At 33.5% G+C, this 16879-nt stretch carries 30 protein-coding genes; all 30 read left to right on the top strand.

The window, feature by feature from the left end; all coding sequences use genetic code 11:
* The first annotated feature begins 27 nt into the window (after nt 1–27).
* Genes tuf through atpA form a run of 30 tightly spaced genes read left to right on the top strand, consistent with a single transcriptional unit; the run spans nt 28 to nt 16871 of the window.
* The gene (tuf, locus tag ABWU52_RS05730; RefSeq protein WP_353276541.1) at nt 28–1200 is read left to right on the top strand and encodes an elongation factor Tu; all 1173 of its coding nucleotides are present in this window, start codon (nt 28–30) and stop codon (nt 1198–1200) included.
* Between the two features lie 14 nt (nt 1201–1214).
* A complete protein-coding gene (rpsJ, locus tag ABWU52_RS05725; protein ID WP_353277745.1) occupies nt 1215–1535 on the top strand; it encodes a 30S ribosomal protein S10 in 321 nt (106 codons plus the stop codon).
* Between the two features lie 9 nt (nt 1536–1544).
* The gene (gene rplC, locus ABWU52_RS05720) at nt 1545–2267 is read left to right on the top strand and encodes a 50S ribosomal protein L3 (RefSeq protein ID WP_353276540.1); all 723 of its coding nucleotides are present in this window, start codon (nt 1545–1547) and stop codon (nt 2265–2267) included.
* A 2-nt stretch (nt 2268–2269) separates the two neighbouring features.
* Nucleotides 2270–2884: a 50S ribosomal protein L4 gene (gene rplD / locus ABWU52_RS05715; RefSeq protein WP_006012216.1), complete on the top strand. Its 615-nt coding sequence runs from the start codon at nt 2270–2272 to the stop codon at nt 2882–2884.
* Nucleotides 2881–3168, top strand: coding sequence for a 50S ribosomal protein L23 (locus tag ABWU52_RS05710; protein WP_010404680.1), 288 nt, complete (start codon nt 2881–2883; stop codon nt 3166–3168). The genes rplD and ABWU52_RS05710 overlap by 4 nt, the downstream gene beginning before the upstream one ends.
* A 1-nt stretch (nt 3169) precedes the next feature.
* Nucleotides 3170–3994: a 50S ribosomal protein L2 gene (gene rplB / locus ABWU52_RS05705; RefSeq protein ID WP_353276538.1), complete on the top strand. Its 825-nt coding sequence runs from the start codon at nt 3170–3172 to the stop codon at nt 3992–3994.
* Nucleotides 3995–3997: 3 nt separating this feature from the next.
* A complete protein-coding gene (rpsS, locus tag ABWU52_RS05700) occupies nt 3998–4282 on the top strand; it encodes a 30S ribosomal protein S19 (protein WP_010404687.1) in 285 nt (94 codons plus the stop codon).
* Nucleotides 4283–4291: 9 nt separating this feature from the next.
* Nucleotides 4292–4642, top strand: a complete 351-nt coding sequence (rplV, locus tag ABWU52_RS05695) for a 50S ribosomal protein L22 (RefSeq protein WP_006012227.1) — start codon at nt 4292–4294, stop codon at nt 4640–4642.
* Nucleotides 4643–4681: 39 nt separating this feature from the next.
* Complete coding sequence (rpsC, locus tag ABWU52_RS05690; protein WP_353276536.1) at nt 4682–5302, top strand: 30S ribosomal protein S3; 621 nt, start codon at nt 4682–4684, stop codon at nt 5300–5302.
* An 11-nt stretch (nt 5303–5313) separates the two neighbouring features.
* Nucleotides 5314–5727: a 50S ribosomal protein L16 gene (gene rplP / locus ABWU52_RS05685; protein ID WP_353276534.1), complete on the top strand. Its 414-nt coding sequence runs from the start codon at nt 5314–5316 to the stop codon at nt 5725–5727.
* 11 nt (nt 5728–5738) lie between these two features.
* Nucleotides 5739–5942 carry a 50S ribosomal protein L29 gene (rpmC, locus tag ABWU52_RS05680; protein ID WP_214250023.1) on the top strand — a complete coding sequence of 68 codons (204 nt, stop codon included), beginning with the start codon at nt 5739–5741 and terminating at the stop codon, nt 5940–5942.
* Nucleotides 5935–6165 (top strand): 30S ribosomal protein S17, encoded by a 231-nt coding sequence (gene rpsQ / locus ABWU52_RS05675; protein WP_353276532.1) that lies wholly within the window; start codon nt 5935–5937, stop codon nt 6163–6165. The genes rpmC and rpsQ overlap by 8 nt, the downstream gene beginning before the upstream one ends.
* 18 nt (nt 6166–6183) lie before the next feature.
* A complete protein-coding gene (gene rplN / locus ABWU52_RS05670) occupies nt 6184–6543 on the top strand; it encodes a 50S ribosomal protein L14 (protein ID WP_007302542.1) in 360 nt (119 codons plus the stop codon).
* Nucleotides 6543–6860, top strand: coding sequence for a 50S ribosomal protein L24 (gene rplX / locus ABWU52_RS05665; protein WP_410541977.1), 318 nt, complete (start codon nt 6543–6545; stop codon nt 6858–6860). Before rplN ends, rplX begins: the two co-directional genes overlap by 1 nt.
* Nucleotides 6861–6866: 6 nt before the next feature.
* Nucleotides 6867–7403 carry a 50S ribosomal protein L5 gene (gene rplE / locus ABWU52_RS05660; RefSeq protein WP_211907859.1) on the top strand — a complete coding sequence of 179 codons (537 nt, stop codon included), beginning with the start codon at nt 6867–6869 and terminating at the stop codon, nt 7401–7403.
* A gap of 12 nt (nt 7404–7415) precedes the next feature.
* Nucleotides 7416–7724, top strand: coding sequence for a 30S ribosomal protein S14 (gene rpsN, locus ABWU52_RS05655; RefSeq protein WP_353276530.1), 309 nt, complete (start codon nt 7416–7418; stop codon nt 7722–7724).
* A gap of 22 nt (nt 7725–7746) precedes the next feature.
* Nucleotides 7747–8142, top strand: a complete 396-nt coding sequence (gene rpsH / locus ABWU52_RS05650) for a 30S ribosomal protein S8 (RefSeq protein WP_353276529.1) — start codon at nt 7747–7749, stop codon at nt 8140–8142.
* Between the two features lie 16 nt (nt 8143–8158).
* On the top strand, nt 8159–8704 hold the full coding sequence (gene rplF / locus ABWU52_RS05645) for a 50S ribosomal protein L6 (protein WP_214250027.1): 546 nt from the start codon (nt 8159–8161) through the stop codon (nt 8702–8704).
* A 5-nt stretch (nt 8705–8709) separates the two neighbouring features.
* Complete coding sequence (rplR, locus tag ABWU52_RS05640; RefSeq protein WP_353276527.1) at nt 8710–9081, top strand: 50S ribosomal protein L18; 372 nt, start codon at nt 8710–8712, stop codon at nt 9079–9081.
* Between the two features lie 12 nt (nt 9082–9093).
* Nucleotides 9094–9606: a 30S ribosomal protein S5 gene (rpsE, locus tag ABWU52_RS05635; protein WP_010404712.1), complete on the top strand. Its 513-nt coding sequence runs from the start codon at nt 9094–9096 to the stop codon at nt 9604–9606.
* A 3-nt stretch (nt 9607–9609) separates the two neighbouring features.
* Entirely contained in the window at nt 9610–10080 is a 471-nt protein-coding gene (rplO, locus tag ABWU52_RS05630; protein ID WP_214250030.1) for a 50S ribosomal protein L15, read from the top strand.
* Between the two features lie 3 nt (nt 10081–10083).
* Nucleotides 10084–11412, top strand: a complete 1329-nt coding sequence (gene secY / locus ABWU52_RS05625) for a preprotein translocase subunit SecY (protein WP_353276526.1) — start codon at nt 10084–10086, stop codon at nt 11410–11412.
* Nucleotides 11409–12050, top strand: coding sequence for an adenylate kinase family protein (locus tag ABWU52_RS05620; RefSeq protein ID WP_211907868.1), 642 nt, complete (start codon nt 11409–11411; stop codon nt 12048–12050). The genes secY and ABWU52_RS05620 overlap by 4 nt, the downstream gene beginning before the upstream one ends.
* 59 nt (nt 12051–12109) lie before the next feature.
* Entirely contained in the window at nt 12110–12478 is a 369-nt protein-coding gene (gene rpsM / locus ABWU52_RS05615; protein WP_353276525.1) for a 30S ribosomal protein S13, read from the top strand.
* A gap of 24 nt (nt 12479–12502) precedes the next feature.
* Entirely contained in the window at nt 12503–12889 is a 387-nt protein-coding gene (gene rpsK, locus ABWU52_RS05610) for a 30S ribosomal protein S11 (RefSeq protein WP_006012273.1), read from the top strand.
* A 20-nt stretch (nt 12890–12909) separates the two neighbouring features.
* The gene (locus tag ABWU52_RS05605) at nt 12910–13977 is read left to right on the top strand and encodes a DNA-directed RNA polymerase subunit alpha (RefSeq protein WP_353276524.1); all 1068 of its coding nucleotides are present in this window, start codon (nt 12910–12912) and stop codon (nt 13975–13977) included.
* 7 nt (nt 13978–13984) lie between these two features.
* Nucleotides 13985–14413: a 50S ribosomal protein L17 gene (gene rplQ / locus ABWU52_RS05600; protein ID WP_353276523.1), complete on the top strand. Its 429-nt coding sequence runs from the start codon at nt 13985–13987 to the stop codon at nt 14411–14413.
* A gap of 11 nt (nt 14414–14424) precedes the next feature.
* Nucleotides 14425–14748, top strand: a complete 324-nt coding sequence (locus ABWU52_RS05595; RefSeq protein WP_353276522.1) for a YraN family protein — start codon at nt 14425–14427, stop codon at nt 14746–14748.
* A 33-nt stretch (nt 14749–14781) separates the two neighbouring features.
* Nucleotides 14782–15333 carry an ATP synthase F1 subunit delta gene (gene atpH, locus ABWU52_RS05590; protein WP_353276521.1) on the top strand — a complete coding sequence of 184 codons (552 nt, stop codon included), beginning with the start codon at nt 14782–14784 and terminating at the stop codon, nt 15331–15333.
* A complete protein-coding gene (gene atpA, locus ABWU52_RS05585; protein ID WP_353276520.1) occupies nt 15330–16871 on the top strand; it encodes a F0F1 ATP synthase subunit alpha in 1542 nt (513 codons plus the stop codon). The genes atpH and atpA overlap by 4 nt, the downstream gene beginning before the upstream one ends.
* Nucleotides 16872–16879 lie beyond the last annotated feature (8 nt).

Below are 16879 nucleotides of genomic sequence, written 5' to 3'. Positions count from 1 at the left end.
TGTATTTTAGGTAGAAGAGTTAAGATTATGACAGCGATAGTAGAAGCATTTGGAAAGCCGCATGTAAACGTGGGAACGATAGGACATGTGGATCATGGGAAGACAACGTTAACAGCGGCGATAACAAAGCATTATGGTAATTTTGTAGCATATGATCAAATAGATAAAGCGCCAGAAGAAAGAAAGAGAGGTATAACAATAGCAACAGCGCATGTTGAATATCAAACAGAAAAGAGACACTATGCACACGTTGATTGCCCTGGACATGCTGATTATGTAAAGAATATGATAGTAGGTGCAGCACAGATGGATGCAGCGATATTGGTAGTGTCAGGGGTTGATGGGCCGATGCCACAAACGAGAGAGCATATATTGCTGGCAAAACAGGTGGGTGTTGGATATATCGTGGTATATATAAATAAAGCTGATGTTGCTGATGCTGATATGATAGATTTGGTAGAAATGGAAGTGAGAGAGTTGCTGAGTAAGTATGGATTTCCAGGTGATGAAGTGCCTATGATAGTTGGGTCTGCGTTAAAAGCATTAGAGGATGATAGTAGTGAGTATGGAAAGAAATCAATAGATAAATTGATGGAGAAGTTAGATGAGTATGTGGCAGTACCTCCAAGGCCTGTAGATTTGCCGTTTTTGTTGCCAATAGAAGATGTATTTTCAATATCGGGCCGAGGGACGGTAGTAACAGGAAGAATAGAGAAGGGGGAGATAAAGACAGGGGATGAGGTAGAGATAATAGGTCTGAAAGCGACGCAAAAGACGATATGTACTGGTGTTGAGATGTTTAAGAAGTTGCTAGATAAGGGAAGTGCAGGACTCAATGTAGGAATACTACTAAGAGGAACAAAGAGAGAAGAAGTGGAGAGAGGGCAAGTATTGGCAAAACCAGGGACAATAACCCCGCATAAGAAATTTAATGCGGAGGTGTATATATTGAAGAAAGAAGAAGGAGGAAGGCATACACCATTTTTTGGAAATTATCAGCCACAGTTTTATTTAAGGACAACGGATGTAACTGGGAGTATAAAATTGCTAGATGGAAAGGAGATGGTAATGCCAGGGGACAATGTAAGTATAGAAGTGGAGTTGCAAGTACCAATAGCAATGGATAAAGGATTGCGTTTTGCGATAAGAGAAGGTGGTAGAACTGTTGGTTCTGGCGTTGTTTCGGAAATTTTAGAATGAGTATAATAACTAAGATGAAGCAAGATATATATATTAGAATCAAAGCTTTCGATTGTTCTTTATTGGAAAAGTGTATTCGCGAGTTTGTTGATCAATTAAAGCAGTTTAATGCAGATTTATCTGGTCCGATTGCGTTGCCAAGAAAAGATTCTAAATTTACTGTTAATAGGTCTCCTCATGTTGATAAAAAATCTCGTGAGCAATTTGAAATGAGAATTTCTAAGCGGTTAATTATTGTACATAATCCTACTTCTACTATGATGAAGATGCTTGCAGATTTATCTTTTTCTGCTGGTGTAGAAGTGGATTTAAAGGTTAAGGAAGTTAATATTTAGGAAAAGGAAATGAAGAGAATAAATTCGCTTAGGAGAATTGGTTTGTTAATGACGAATGTTGGCCATACTGCTATGTATTTTGATAATAGTCGCATGGCTGTAACCTTATTGCATCTCAGCGAAACTTATATTATCGATATAAAAGGACAAGATAAATGTGGCTACAATTCAGTCATTTTAGGCACAGGAGATTTAAAAAAAATAGCAAAACCTCAGTTGGAATATTTAAAGAAAAAGGGTATAAATAGTAAATGTAAATTATACGAAAGTAGATTAACTGATCTATTCGGAATAGAATGTGGTAAAAAGGTGGGGGTTAATCATTTTGTAGTTGGTCAATATCTTGACATTACGGGTTATTCTTTAGGCAAAGGGTTTGCTGGTGTAATGAAGCGGCATAACTTCAGTGGGCTTAGGGCATCTCATGGCGTTTCTATTGCTCATAGATCACAAGGTTCTACTGGTCAATGTCAAGATCCTGGTAGAGTATTCAGGGGGAAGAAAATGGCTGGTCATTTAGGTAATAGCAGAGTAACTGTACAGAATATGAAAATATTATCCATTGATTATGAAAATAGCATAATTGCTGTAAAGGGTAATAATGTTCCTGGGTTTAAAAACTCTTATGTTTTTGTGAGAGATGCAGTTAAAAAGCCTTTACATAAAGATGTTCCTTTTCCAGTAGGTCTGCTGTTGAATATGAGTGATGATGCTAATAATTTGGTGAGTTAGTTATGGAATGTGAATTAGTTGATCTATCTAACAATAATGTAGGTAGTGTTGAGCTTAATCCCTTGATATTTTCTGCCAAGCAAAAATTGAGTATTTTGCATGATATAGTGAGATGGCAATTAGCAAAGAGAAGAGTTGGTGCTCATAAAACAAAGGGTATCAGTGATGTTTCTGGTACAACAGCTAAGCCGTATGGTCAAAAACGTACCGGTAGGGCGAGACAGGGGAGCTTGCGATCTCCTCAGTTTAGAGGTGGTGGAATTATTTTTGGTCCTGTTGTGAGGAGTCATGCTTATTCTCTTAATAAAAAAGTACGTAAATTTGGTTTGAAAATTGCTTTATCTCTAAAATATTTAAATAATCAAGTTATTGTTCTTGATAGTTTAAATGTTGATGTGAAGAAAACATCTAAAATGTGTGAATATATTAAAAATTTTAAATTTTCTTCTTTTTTAATAGTTGGCGATTATGGAGATGATTTGTTACGTGCTGCTAAAAATTTGCATTATGTAGATTTAATCAAACCTATTGGGTTAAATGTTTTTGATATATTGAATCATGAATGCGTGATGTTAACAAAAGACACTTTAAAGCATCTTGAAGGTAGATTGTTATGATTAAATATAATAATATAATAAAATCTCCTGTAATCACAGAAAAGGCTTCTCTTTTAAGAGAGAAGTTTAATAAATACTCTTTGTATGTTTTTGTAAATGTAAATAAGCGTCAAATAAAATCGGCAATAGAGTCTTTATTTAATGTCAGAATTTCTTCTATAAATGTTATTAGAGTTAAACCTAAATATAGACGTTTCAGGGGTGTGGTTGGTTGTAAAAAACAGAGAAAAAAGGTTTATTTTTCTTTGATAGATGGTCAAAAATTAGATATAATGAGCGTTTAATATGGGTATGAAATTTTTTAATCCTGTTACTCCGTCTTCTCGTGGGACTATATTAATAAGTAAAATTGGTTTATCAAAAGATAAGCCGGAGAAGTCTCTTGTGTTTGGTAAGAAATCCAGTGGTGGAAGAAATAATCATGGTAGAATTACAACTCGTCACAGGGGTGGTGGTCACAAGAAGAAGTATAGAGTTATAGATTTTAAACGTAATAGAAGTGATCAGGGTATAGTTGAGAAAATAGAGTATGATCCAAATAGAAGTGGGTTTTTAGCATTAGTATCATATAAGGAAGATGATACTAAATCTTATATATTAGCTCCTCAAGGTATGAAGCCTGGTGATGTTGTGATAGCTGGAGATGATGCTGATATTTTGCCAGGGAATTGTTTACTACTCAAGCATATACCTGTTGGTTCTTTCGTTCATAATATTGAGCTGAAGCCAGGTAATGGTGCTGCGATTGCTAGAGCTGCTGGTTGTTATGCACAAATCGTTGGTCGTGATGGTCAATATGTTTTATTGCGGCTTAGATCTGGTCAAGTTAGGTTGATTTTATCTTCTTGTAAAGCTACTATTGGTATAGTGTCTAATCTTGATCATAAGAATAGAAAGCTGGGTAAGGCTGGGAGAAGTAGGTGGCTTGGAATTAGACCTTATGTGCGTGGAGTTGCAATGAATCCGATTGATCACCCTCATGGAGGTGGAGAGGGAAAAACTTCTGGCGGTCGTCATCCTGTTACTCCTTGGGGTGTTGCAACAAAAGGAAAGAAAACTAGGAAAAAAAATAAATCTAGTGATAAGTATATAAAAAAATTGAAAGGTTAATTTATGAGTAGATCTGTATGGAAACCACCTTTTTTGCACCCATCTGTACTAAGATTAGTTCAGAGAGCTTTAAAAGAGGGTTCTATCAATAAGGTGATAAAAATTCATTCCAGGGCTTCTGTAATTCTTCCTAATTGTTTGGGTTTAAAGTTTGCTGTTTATAATGGTAAAGATTACATTCCTGTTAGTGTTGATAATCAGAATATGATAGGTCATAAATTTGGTGAATTTTCACCTACTCGTAAATTTACTGGGCACGGTGGTGATAAAAAGGCAACAAGAAGATAGGTAATTTATATGAAAAATAGGGATATAATAGTTGAGGCTGGTTCTAGGGTTTTAAGATCGACTCCTCGCAAATTGAATTTGGTTGCTGATTTAGTACGTAATAAAAAAGTTTCTTTTGCTAATGTACAATTAAGATTTTGTGAAAAAAAAGCTGCTGGTTTTATAATGAAAGTGTTGAATTCTGCAATTTCTAACGCTCAAAATAATTATGGATTGAACATTGATAATTTATATATAAAGGAAATTTTAATAGGTAAGTCCCTTACTTTGCGTAGAGTATATCCAAAAGCTATGGGTAGGGCTAATAGAATGAGTAAATTTTATAGTAATATAACTATAAAATTGAAAGAAATTGTATGATTTATAGAAATGGAAAGTTAATAAGGAAAGTGTAAAAATATGGGACAGAAGGTTAATCCTAAAGTATTTAGATTACAAGTAAATAGTAATACCTGGGATTCTGTTTGGTGTGCTACAGACGATTATAAACAGAGATTGCATCACGATCTATTTATTCGCAGTTATATAAATGAATCCTTTAAGCATGCTGGTATTTCTAAAGTAATTGTAGAGCGTACAGTTAATTTAGTGTCTGTAATAATACATTCTTCTAAGCCTGGAGTTATAATAGGTAAGAAGGGTTTAGATGTTGAGAAGATAAAGCAAAAAATAGCTAAAAAAGTAGAAAGTAGTGTCGAAGTGAATGTAGTAGGAGTTAAAAAGTCTGAAATAGATGCAGCTTTAATATCAAGGAGTATTACACATCAGCTAGAAAAAAGGATTTCATGTAGAAGAGCGATGAAAAAAGCTATTCAAAATTGTTTGAAGATGGGTGCTGAGGGTATTAAAGTAAGTTGCTCTGGGCGTCTTGGTGGAGCTGAAATAGCTCGTACTGAATGGTACAAAGAAGGTCGTTTGCCTTTACACACTTTGCGTGCTAATATAGATTATGCTTTTTGTGAAGCGAAGACTATATGTGGTATTATAGGAGTTAAAGTTTGGGTTTATGTTGGTAGTTAAGGTATATTGAAATGTTTGTTCCCAAAAAGAGTAAATATAAAAAGTCATTTAAGGGGAGAATCAAGGGTAATGCTAAGGGTGGTAGCACGCTGTCTTTTGGAGATTATGGATTAAAAGCTATGGAAGTAGGTAAGGTTCAGTCTAAGCATATTGAAACTGCAAGGCGCGTAATATCTAGAACGTTAAAACGCTCTGGTAAATTGTGGATAAGAATTTTTCCTGATACCCCAGTTAGTAAAAAGCCAGCAGATGTACGTATGGGTAAAGGGAAAGGTAGTGTTGAATTTTGGGTATTTAAAGCTAAGCCCGGTAGGGTTTTGTTTGAAATTAGTAGTGATGTTCCCATGCATTTAGCAAGATTGGCGCTTGAAAAAGCGACTGCTAAGCTTCCTATGAAGTGTAAATTTATATCTAATCATGATTGAATGGAGTTGCAATGGATATAGTTAAATTTGAATCAGAATCTTCACAAGGATTACATGAACTTCTTGTGAATTTGAGGAAAGAATTTGTTAATTTGGCTTTTCAAAAAAAGCTGGGCCAGTGCAACAATTTTTCACGTTTTAGCTTAATAAGAAAGAGCATAGCTCGTAGTCTAACTGTATTGAATAGAAGAAAGAAAGAGGGAAAAAATGCCTAAGAAGGTTTTTTGTGGTGTCGTAACTAATGCTGAGTCTGATAAGACTGTAAAGGTTTCGGTGTTGCAAGTGTATAAGGATAGGCTGTATAAAAAAGTTATTAAAAAATGCAAGAAGTATACAGCACATGATGAGAATAATAGTTGCAAAAAGGGAGATAGGGTTTTAATACAGGAACATAAGCCTATTTCTGTTACTAAAAAGTGGGTTGTTATCAATAGCTAAAAAGGAATAGGTATTTATATGATTCAAAAAAATACATTGTTAGAAGTAGCTGATAATTCTGGTGCGCGTGCAGTGCTTTGTATTGGCTTGTTAGGTGGTAGGAAATCTGCATCTGTAGGTGATACGATTATTATATCTACTAAGTCTATTAACCCAAAAGGTAAAGTTGAAAAAGGAAAAGTATATAAAGCAGTTGTTGTTAGAGTAAAAAATAGTGTTAAGAAATCTGATGGTTCTGTAATTCGTTTTTCTAGCAATGCTGTGGTTTTAATTAATGATCAAGGTGAACCACTTGGCACTCGGGTGTTTGGTCCAGTAAAAAAGTTATTATCTGGTTCTTTTATGAAAATAATGTCATTAGCTGATGAGGTTTTATAATGAGTGCTAAAATAAAAAGTGGTGATGATATTATAGTTTTAACTGGTAAAGATAAGAGAAAAATTGGTAAGGTAATCAAAGTTATAATACGTGATGCTAAAAAGAAAGTAGTTGTTTCTGGCGTAAATGTGTGTAAGAGACATACTAAACCAAGAGCTGGTAGTGGTGGTGGTATATTGAATAAAGAGTTAGCTATTGATGTATCCAATGTTGCAATATTGGATCCTAAGTATAAAACTCCAACTAAAGTAGGATTTAAGATTATAGATGGTAGAAAAGTGCGTTTTGCAAAAGTTTCTGGAGAAGTGATAGATTAGGTTGATATGTTTAAACAATTGTATAAAGATAATATAGTAAAATCCTTAAAGGATAAGTTTAACTATGGCAATGTAATGCAAGTGCCTAAACTTGTCAAGGTCTGTATCAATATGGGCGTTGGAGATGCTGCTACGGACAATAAAGCGATAAATGAGCCATTTGATAATCTACACTTGATTGCTGGGCAAAAGCCTGTGTTAACCTTTGCAAAAAAATCTATTTCTGGTTTCAAAATTAGAAAAGGTGCAACTGTAGGTTGTAAAGTGACTTTGCGTAGAAATAAAATGTATGAATTCTTAGAAAGATTAATATATATTGCTTTGCCAAGGGAAAAAGATTTTAGAGGGTTTAGTGTGAAGCAATTTGATGGTCATGGTAATTTTTCCTTTGGTATCAAGGAGCATATATCATTTTTAGAAATAGACTATGATAAAATAAGTAAAATTAGAGGTATGGATATTAATATTATAACAAGTGCAGTTAGTGATAAGGAAGCAAAGGAATTATTACTGGCTCTTAAATTCCCTTTTTTTGATAATTGAGAGAAAATATATATGGCAAAAAAATCCATGATACAGAAGAATCTTCGTAGAATAAAGTTATGCGATCAGTATAGGGAGAGAAGGGAAGAATTAAAATCTATAATGAATAATAAGGATTTATCTATTGCAAAAAGGTTTGCAGCTCAAAGTAAGCTGATTGAAAAATTGCCTAGAGATTCTTCTAAAATCAGAATTAGGAATAGATGCGCTTTAACTGGTAGGCCGAGAGGAGTATATAGAAAATTTGGTTTATGTAGGATTGTTTTACGTGATTTGTGTTCTTTTGGACAAGTTCCAGGGGTTACAAAATCTAGTTGGTAAATGTGATATAAGGAGTGTAATAGTGTCGTTATCTGATGGTATTGGTGATTTTTTAACAAGAATACGTAATGCTCAATTGGCAATGCATAGGGAAACAAGAGTCCTATTCTCTAAAGTGAATTCTTCTATATTGAAGATCTTAAAAGAGGAAGGGTATATTCTTAATTATAAAAAGCAAGAGAGTGATGGTGTCCCTTCGCTTGTTGTGCAGTTGAAGTATTATGATAAATCACCTGTGATTAATGATATAGCTAGGGTATCAAAGCCCGGTTGTCGTTATTATTCTAAGTGTAAGGACATTTCTAAAGCATATAATGGTCTTGGAATTTTTATTATATCTACGCCGAAAGGAGTGATGACCGATTATAATGCACGTAGATTAAAAGTTGGTGGAGAAGTTTTGTGTCGTGTATTTTAAATGATAGGAGAAATGTATGTCTCGTATAGGTGCCGCACCTATCAATATTCCTGCTGATCTTTCAGTTGAATATAATAATGGTAGGGTATTAATAAGAAGTGTTAGGGCAGAAAAAGAGCTGAACTTGTGTAGTGGCATTCTGTGTCAGATAGTTGATAATCAATTGTTACTTTCTGTTGATCAAGGCAGGGATGATTATAATAAAATAAAATCTATATGGGGCACTTATAGAAGTAATATTAATAACATGATTAACGGTATGGTTAATGATTTTTCTGTTGATCTTGAGATTAATGGTGTAGGGTATAAAGCAGAATGTGATGATAAGTATTTGACTTTATATCTTGGTTATAGTCATAATATTAAGTATAAAGTGCCTAAAGACGTTGAGATTAAGTGTATAAAGCCAACTCATTTAGTGATTCGCGGTATGGATAAGCAAAAAGTCTATATGGTGGCCTCTGATATATGCAAAATTAGAAAATATGATCCTTATAAAGGTAAGGGTATTGTAATAAAAGGCAAATTTATGCTGCGTAAAGTTGTAAATAAAAAGAAGTAATTAAAATGAAAAGATTGTATAATTTTTTAAGTAGCTATGAAAAAAGGAAACTTCGTAATAGAGCGAAGCTCGATAAGAGCGCTGGGCGTTTACGTATATCCATATTTAAGTCTAATAAACATTTTTACGTTCAGTTGATTAACGATGCAAAAGGAACAACCCTAGCTTCTGCTTCTACTTTGGATGATAAAATTAGGAATGTATGTAAAGGTAGGGTCAATGCTGAAACTATAAAACAGGTTTCTTCTTTATTGATTGAGCGTCTGCCTAGTACAAAATTGCAGCAGCGGTTCGTCTTTGATCGGGGGGCATGTAAGTATACAGGATTGATTTCTCAATTTGCTGAAGCTTTAAGAAGCTCTGGATTTGAATTTTAGAAGGTTTGAAGTATGGCTGTAAAGAATTTACAAAATAATAATGATTTATCAGAACTTTTGGTTTCAGTCCGAAGGGTAACAACGGTTACTAAAGGTGGTAGAAGATTTTCATTTTCAACTTTGGTTGTTGTTGGTGATGGTAAGGGTAGGGTAGGATGTGGAATAGGTAAACATGCAGAGGTTGCTGAAGCAAGAGTGAAAGCTGTAAATGCTGCAAAGAAGTCGATGATTAGGGTGTACTTACGTGAAGGTAGAACTTTACATCATGATATTAAAGCTAAATTTTGTTCTGGTGAGATAGTTTTAAGAGCTGCAAGAACTGGAACAGGTATTATTGCTGGTGGAGCAATGAGGTCGGTTTTTGAGGTATTAGGTATAAAGGATGTGGTAGCTAAGTCTACTAGATCAAATGATCCTCATAATATTATATGTGCAGTATTTAAGGCTTTTGATGTTATGTTATCTCCTCGCCAAGTGGCAGGTAAGAGGGGTAAAAAGATTAGTGAGATAGTTGGAAATAGGTAAACTATGAATGATGCTGTAAAATTAAATTCTATATTTACCAAATTATCTGAGAAAAAGAAGCCTAAATTATTAGGTAGAGGTATTGGTTGTGGTAAAGGTAAAACATCCGGTAGGGGGCATAAAGGGCAGAAAGCGAGAAGTGGCGTTTCTATAAATGGTTTTGAAGGTGGACAGCAGTCTATATATACTCGTTTACCTAAAAGAGGTTTTAAGCCTATACGCAAAAACTTATACTCTATATTTAATGTTGGTGATGTACAGTGCTTAATGGAAGCTAAAAAAATAGTCAAGGATTCTATAATAGATAAGGAGCTACTGCATAAATTAGGTTTTATCAGATCTGTAAAAAGTAAAATCAAACTTCTTAATAAGGGTAAATTAAGCGAGAAATTTGTGTTTCATGTTGATTTTGCATCAGAAGCTGCAAAAAGATCTGTAGCTTCAGTTGGTGGTAGTGTAGAAATACTATCATGAATTATGAACAGTAAATTTGCATTTGATAGTTTGGATTCTACGTTATTATATAAAACTGATTTACTAAAGCGTATATTTTTTACGCTGATGGCTTTAGTTTGTTATCGTTTAGGCACTTATGTTCCTATTCCTGGAATTAATCTTGATATAATCAATGATATATTTCCAAAAGAGAGTTCTGGTATTTTTGGAGTATTTAATTTATTTTCTGGTGGCGCTTTAGCTAGAATGACGATCTTGGCGTTAAACGTTATGCCATACATAGTTGCATCCATAGTTATGCAATTATTGTCTTCTGCCGTTAAAGGAATCAATGAAATTAAAAATGACGGAGAGTTGGGACGTCGAAAGATGAACTCTTATATACGCTATATGACTATAGTGTTTTGTATCTTTCAATCAATTACGATCTTAATAGGGTTAGAAAGAATGAATAGAGAAGGGGTATTAGTTGTAGTTGAACCTGGTATTATGTTTCGTACTATAGGTGTCTTTAGCCTTTTAGGTGGAACTATATTTTTAATATGGCTTGGTGAGCGGATCAGTGTGAGCGGTATAGGCAATGGTATCTCATTAATCATTTTTACTGGCATAACATCTGAATTACATAATGCTTTATCATCTCTGCTAACATTAAATAAAAATGGTAGTATGTCGTTTTTCATTACCCTTTTTGTTATAGCATTGTTTTTTTTACTGCTCCTTTTAGTCATTTTTACAGAATCTTCTTATAGAAAGGTAATTGTTCAATATCCCAAAAAACAGTTTAAAAAATTACATAATGATGATTTTACTTACATTCCATTGAAGATCAATTTATCTGGTGTAATACCAACTATTTTTGCTAACGCAATTTTATTAACGCCTATTTCAATTGCAAATTTCTATAAAGGTCATGCCATTGCTGATTTTATTTTAAACTACTTTATGGCAAATAAAGTGATGTACATTATAACTTACTTAATACTCATAGTACTTTTTAATTTTTTCTATACCAATTTTATATTTAATCCAGAGGAAAATGCTGATTTTCTTAGGAAAAATGGTGGTTTTATTCCTGGTAGAGGGCCTGGAAAACATACTTCTGATTATCTTCAAGATATAGTTTTTAAATTAACATTTATTGGGTCTGCGTATTTGGTGGTAATATGTACTATACCTGAAATTATGAGGTATCATTATGATATACCATTTATTTTTGGTGGGACGAGCTTGCTGATTATAGTTAACGTTATTACTGATACTATTATGCAAGTACAATCTTATGTTTTTTCAAATAGGTACGATAGTTGGATAAAGAAATATGAGTCTAAAACAAGGAGACTAAAGTGATTATTACAATTTTTGGTCCTCCTGGCTCTGGTAAGGGTACTCAGTCCAGTTTGTTAATAGCAAAGTATAATTTTAAATTAGTTTCAGTAGGAGATTTATTAAGGAATATTATATCTAGTGGGAGTAAATTAGGTAAAGGAATAAAGGATACTGTTGAATCTGGTAATTTAATTCAAGATGAAGTTATATGTAAATTATTGTGTGACCAGCTTGCATTAATAGATGGTGATTTTTTGTTAGATGGTTTTCCAAGAAATTTAAATCAAGCTCATTTTTTAACTCAAGTTTTGCAAAAAAGATGCAATAGGGATGTTGATCTTGTAATTGAGTTGCAGCTTGACGATAATATTGCAATTGATAGATTAAAAGATCGTCTTACTTGTTTGGATTGTAAAAGTATATATAGTATATCTTCTTTTAAAAATACTACTTGTGCTAAATGTAAAAGTACGAGATTGGAGAAGAGAATTGATGATGCTAATATGCTTGCAATTAATAAGAGGATAAGAGAATATCATTTTCAGATGAAGGGTTTGCGCGAGTATTATAAGGGCAAGTTGTTAACAATTAACGCTAATTTGAGTGTTGATAGAGTAATGCAAGAGATTGAAAGTAAAATTTCTTGTAATTTGATTTGACTATAAGTTGTTTTATGGTATAAATTAAGAGTTATTATTAATAAAGTATCGAGGTATCAGTGGCACGTATTGCAGGCATAAATGTTCCAGTGAAGAAGTGTATTCCTTTTGCATTAACTTATATACATGGTATAGGTATTACTACTGCGAATATAATTTGTCGTAGCTGTAAAATTGATGAGCGTAAGCGTGTTTCAGAATTACAGGATGAAGATATAGAGAAAATTAGTAGTTTTATTAGGCAAAAATATGTCATAGAGGGTGAGCTCAGAAAAAAAGTGGCTATGGATATAAAATCTTTAATGGAAATCGGTTGCTATAGAGGATTAAGGCATAGAAGAGGTTTGCCTGTGAGGGGACAAAGAACCCATACTAATGCTAAAACTCGTAAAGGCAGATCTAAATTGCCTATTGCTGGGAAAAAATAAAATTTGTTATTATCGTGAGTTTTTATGAAAAAAGTTAAAACGGTTGGTAAGAATACAAAAAGGTTTATTACTGGTATTGTCCATATTCGTGCAACTTTTAATAATACTTTTGTAAATGTGACTGATGTTTGTGGTAATACGCTTTACCAGACTTCTGTTGGTGCATGTGGTTTTTCTGGTTCGAGAAAATCCACACCTTATGCTGCAGGTAAGGTTGCCGATTCTGCTGCGAAGAAAGTAATAGAGAGATTTGGTATGAAGGTTGTTTCTGTAATAATTCGTGGTCCTGGTTTTGGTGCAGAAGCTGCAGTTAAAGCACTTCGGAATTGTGGATTGACTGTCACTTCAATTGCAGATAAAACGGCGATACCTCATAATGGGTGTAGATTAAGGAAAAAAAGAAGAGTATAGGATATTTGGAAGGTTTTTGTATGTATTATAGTGATAATGTCTCTTTCTGTGGAAATTTAGATAGATTAACTAAGCCTAATGTGATTAAGGTAATATCAGGTGATTCAAGTAAAAAAAGTGATATAGTTCTAGAACCTTTGGAAAGTGGTTTTGCTTTAACGTTGGGTCATGCATTAAGGCGTGTAATGTTATCTTCTCTTCGCGGTAGTGCTGTTTATGGAATAAAAATTGAAGGCGTGAATCATGAATTTACTTCGATCCAAGGAGTTAGGGAAGACATAACTGATATAGCATTAAATATAGGCATGTTGAGATGTAAGCTAAATAACACGTCTAATAAGTGCTTAAATTTGAGCGCTAAAGGGCCTTGTCAAGTATTAGCTGGAATGATAGAAACTGATGACCAATGCTCTATTGTTAATAAAGATTTGGTGATATGTACACTAGGTCAAGATGTGGAGCTTAACATTACTATATATGTTGCTAGTGGAAAAGGTTATCTTTCTGTAAATAAATATAAAGAAAATGAATTTTTAAAGTCTATGAATGAACAAGATTTAATTGGTTTTATTCCAGTTAATGCTTTATATAGTCCTGTTGAGAGGGTTTCGTATAGAGTAGAGAATAGTCGTGTTGGTCAAGTTACTGATAAAGATAAGCTGATATTGTCAATTGAAACTGATGGTACAATCTCTCCAAGTCAAGCTGTTGACTATGCTGCAAGGATATTACAGGAGCAATTTCAGCCTTTTATTAGTTCTGATATGAGTTATAAAAAATCGCAAGTTTCTTTGTCTAGTGGTGCTAAAGATTTGGGCTATGATCCTGTTCTATTGCGTAAAGTAGATGAAATGGAATTATCTGTTAGATCCCATAACTGTCTGAAAAATGAAAATATCACTTATATAGGTGATCTTGTGCAAAAGACGGAAGTTGAAATGTTAAGAACTGCTAATTTTGGCCGAAAGTCTTTGAATGAAATCAAGGCAATTTTAAATAATTCAGGTTTGTCTTTGGGTATGAATATACCAAATTGGCCGCCTAAGGATATAGATGAACTGGCTAAACAACATACTGATGAGGATTAGGTAGTATATGAAACATGGAATAAAGAAAAATAAACTGTCTCGTTGTACCGAGCATAGGTTATCAATGTTAAAGAATCTATCTATCTCGTTAATTAATCATGAGCAGATTGTAACTACTTTACCAAAGGCTAAAGCACTTCGTCCATATGTGGAAAAGTTTATTACAATTGCTAAGAATAAAGATTCTTTACATGGTAGAAGGCTTTTGCTTTCACGTCTTCATAATAGTAAGTTAGTAGTTGATAAATTATTAAGCGTTCTAGCTAATCGTTATCAAGACCGTAAAGGTGGATATTCTAGAATAATAAAATTTGGTACTCGAAAGGGTGATTGCGCTCCAATGGCAGTGATAGAGCTAGTTGATAGAGATATTTCAGCAAAAGGTGAGATTTATAGTAAAAATAAAAAAGGAAGCAAAGTAGTTACACAAAGCTAATTATTCTTTTTATGGTAAGTAGGTTACGCTATTTTGTAGGTTACTTTGGAGAATTGTTAGTTTCGATATATTTAAAGCTGAAATTCTATAATGTTATAAAACGTCGCTTCCGTTGTAAGTTGGGTGAAATTGACTTAATTGTATCTAAAAAAAAGGAGCTGATTTTTATAGAAGTTAAAACAAGTTTATTTGGAAAAGAAGTACCGATATCTCATTTTCAGTGTCAGTCTATTATAAATTCTTCTAAATATTTCTTAAGTAAAAATCTTGATTTTTTAGATTATTCAGTCAGATATGATTTATGTTTTCTTTCCTTAAGAGGAATGGTAGCTTAAATAACTTAGATTTACTAGAATAGGTAATTTAATATGAAAAACAATAATTTAGTTTCATCTTATGCTAGAGCACTGTTTCATGTCTCAGGAAGCAGATTAGGTATTATAAGAAAAGAAGTAGAATTTTTGTTAGCTTTTTTTAAAGATCAAAGTAATGTTTTTGTGTATCTATCTCATCCTATGGTTTCTCTTTTGCACAAAAAAGAAGCGATACTTTCTATAAATGAGAACTTGAGTGAAAACTTAGTCAAATTTATTATGGTTACACTTGCAAACAAGCGCTCCCGTTTATTAATCCTTATATTAGAAAAATTCTTAAATCTTGTAAGGGAAAGTGAAAACGAATTGGAAATTACTATAAAATCAGCAGAGGTTTTAAAGAAACCTGATATAAAAATAATTACTGAATCTTTGAACTTTCTTGGTAAAATAATAAAAGTCAGTAATGTGGTTGATCCTTCTATACTAGGTGGCTTCGTAGTTAGGTATGGTTTTAACTTGATTGATGCTTCGCTTAAGAGTTATTTGGATAGATTGGTTGATTTTAGTAAAATGGAAATGTTGAAAATAAGGAATTATATATGAAGAATAGCATAAATGCCTCTGAAGTAGTAAACATAATAAAAGAGAAGGTTGAGACATTTGATAATCCTATAAAACGAGAAAATATAGGTGAAGTAATTTCAGTAACGGATGGTATCACATTGGTCTATGGGCTGGAAAAAGCAAAGTTTGGTGAAAAGGTATCTTTTGCAAGCGGTGTAGAAGGAATAGTTCTTGATTTAGATCATGATACAGCTGGAATAGTTGTGCTTGGCAATGACCGTGATGTAAAAGAAGGGGACGTTGTAAAATGTAGTGGTGATGTTGTACAGGTGCCTGTAGGTCATGAATTATTAGGGAGAGTTGTAAATGCATTAGGCGATCCTATAGACGATGGCGGAGAAATTAGAGCCAAGAACAAAATGTATATAGAATCTAAAGCGCCAGGTATTATTGACCGTAAATCTGTGCATGAACCTCTGCAGACAGGAATTAAAATTATAGATTTGTTGATTCCTATAGGTAGAGGGCAACGTGAATTAATTATTGGCGATAGACAAATTGGTAAAACCACTATTGCGATTGATACTATTATCAATCAGAAGAAGATTAATGATGAGGTAAACGAAAATCAAAAAATTTACTGTGTTTATGTTGCTATTGGACAAAAAATTTCGACGGTAGCAAAAGTGGTGAATAAGCTAAAAGAAAGTGGAGCATTAGAGTATACAACCGTAGTTATGGCTAGCGCATCTGACTGCGCGCCTATGCAATTTTTAGCACCTTATACCGGTTGCACTATTGGAGAATTTTTCCGTGATAATGGAATGCATTGCTTGGTGGTATATGATGATTTATCTAAGCATGCTGTGGCATATAGGCAGATGTCCTTATTGCTCAGACGTCCTCCTGGTCGTGAAGCTTATCCTGGAGATATATTCTATGTACACTCTCGCTTGCTTGAAAGAGCTGCCAAAATGTCTGATGAAAAAGGACAGGGATCTTTGACTGCTTTGCCGATTATTGAGACTCAGGCTGGTGATGTATCTGCATATGTTCCAACTAATGTGATTTCAATTACCGATGGACAAATTTTTCTTGAGTCTGAATTGTTTCACAAAGGATTTCGCCCTGCAGTGAATATAGGTTTATCGGTTTCTCGGGTTGGCTCTGCTGCACAATTGAAATCTGTGAAAAAAGTTGCTGGTTCTATAAAGCTGAGTTTGGCCCAATATAGAGAACTGGAAGACTTTGCTAAATTTGGTTCTGATCTTGATGCTACTGTTCAATTGTCCTTAAACAAAGGTAAATACCTTGTTGAATTATTAAAGCAAAAACAGTATTCACCTATGCAAATAGAAGAGCAAGTATTGCTTATGTATATCTTTTCTAATCTGTATGGTCAATTAAATAAGGTACAGGTGAGCAACATCAATAGGTTCGAGTGTGATCTTATCAATTATTTTCAAACTGTTCACCCTGGAGTTTTAAAAAAGTTGTCGGGTGACATGAATGATGATATAAAAGATGATATTCTTGGTATTGTGAGTGATTTTGTCACTCAATTTAATTGTGTTTAGGCGGTGAT

This window comes from Wolbachia endosymbiont (group B) of Villa cingulata, from assembly GCF_964028285.1.
Taxonomy (GTDB): Bacteria; Pseudomonadota; Alphaproteobacteria; order Rickettsiales; family Anaplasmataceae; genus Wolbachia.
This window is presented reverse-complemented; position numbering and strand designations above follow the sequence as displayed.

Coding starts and splice junctions, on each gene's coding strand:
- tuf (WP_353276541.1), top strand. CDS start 28: ATGACAGCGATAGTAGAAGCATTTGGAAAGCCGCATGTAAACGTGGGA.
- rpsJ (WP_353277745.1), top strand. CDS start 1,215: ATGAAGCAAGATATATATATTAGAATCAAAGCTTTCGATTGTTCTTTA.
- rplC (WP_353276540.1), top strand. CDS start 1,545: ATGAAGAGAATAAATTCGCTTAGGAGAATTGGTTTGTTAATGACGAAT.
- rplD (WP_006012216.1), top strand. CDS start 2,270: ATGGAATGTGAATTAGTTGATCTATCTAACAATAATGTAGGTAGTGTT.
- ABWU52_RS05710 (WP_010404680.1), top strand. CDS start 2,881: ATGATTAAATATAATAATATAATAAAATCTCCTGTAATCACAGAAAAG.
- rplB (WP_353276538.1), top strand. CDS start 3,170: ATGGGTATGAAATTTTTTAATCCTGTTACTCCGTCTTCTCGTGGGACT.
- rpsS (WP_010404687.1), top strand. CDS start 3,998: ATGAGTAGATCTGTATGGAAACCACCTTTTTTGCACCCATCTGTACTA.
- rplV (WP_006012227.1), top strand. CDS start 4,292: ATGAAAAATAGGGATATAATAGTTGAGGCTGGTTCTAGGGTTTTAAGA.
- rpsC (WP_353276536.1), top strand. CDS start 4,682: ATGGGACAGAAGGTTAATCCTAAAGTATTTAGATTACAAGTAAATAGT.
- rplP (WP_353276534.1), top strand. CDS start 5,314: ATGTTTGTTCCCAAAAAGAGTAAATATAAAAAGTCATTTAAGGGGAGA.
- rpmC (WP_214250023.1), top strand. CDS start 5,739: ATGGATATAGTTAAATTTGAATCAGAATCTTCACAAGGATTACATGAA.
- rpsQ (WP_353276532.1), top strand. CDS start 5,935: ATGCCTAAGAAGGTTTTTTGTGGTGTCGTAACTAATGCTGAGTCTGAT.
- rplN (WP_007302542.1), top strand. CDS start 6,184: ATGATTCAAAAAAATACATTGTTAGAAGTAGCTGATAATTCTGGTGCG.
- rplX (WP_410541977.1), top strand. CDS start 6,543: ATGAGTGCTAAAATAAAAAGTGGTGATGATATTATAGTTTTAACTGGT.
- rplE (WP_211907859.1), top strand. CDS start 6,867: ATGTTTAAACAATTGTATAAAGATAATATAGTAAAATCCTTAAAGGAT.
- rpsN (WP_353276530.1), top strand. CDS start 7,416: ATGGCAAAAAAATCCATGATACAGAAGAATCTTCGTAGAATAAAGTTA.
- rplF (WP_214250027.1), top strand. CDS start 8,159: ATGTCTCGTATAGGTGCCGCACCTATCAATATTCCTGCTGATCTTTCA.
- rplR (WP_353276527.1), top strand. CDS start 8,710: ATGAAAAGATTGTATAATTTTTTAAGTAGCTATGAAAAAAGGAAACTT.
- rpsE (WP_010404712.1), top strand. CDS start 9,094: ATGGCTGTAAAGAATTTACAAAATAATAATGATTTATCAGAACTTTTG.
- rplO (WP_214250030.1), top strand. CDS start 9,610: ATGAATGATGCTGTAAAATTAAATTCTATATTTACCAAATTATCTGAG.
- secY (WP_353276526.1), top strand. CDS start 10,084: ATGAACAGTAAATTTGCATTTGATAGTTTGGATTCTACGTTATTATAT.
- rpsK (WP_006012273.1), top strand. CDS start 12,503: ATGAAAAAAGTTAAAACGGTTGGTAAGAATACAAAAAGGTTTATTACT.
- ABWU52_RS05605 (WP_353276524.1), top strand. CDS start 12,910: ATGTATTATAGTGATAATGTCTCTTTCTGTGGAAATTTAGATAGATTA.
- rplQ (WP_353276523.1), top strand. CDS start 13,985: ATGAAACATGGAATAAAGAAAAATAAACTGTCTCGTTGTACCGAGCAT.
- ABWU52_RS05595 (WP_353276522.1), top strand. CDS start 14,425: ATGGTAAGTAGGTTACGCTATTTTGTAGGTTACTTTGGAGAATTGTTA.
- atpH (WP_353276521.1), top strand. CDS start 14,782: ATGAAAAACAATAATTTAGTTTCATCTTATGCTAGAGCACTGTTTCAT.
- atpA (WP_353276520.1), top strand. CDS start 15,330: ATGAAGAATAGCATAAATGCCTCTGAAGTAGTAAACATAATAAAAGAG.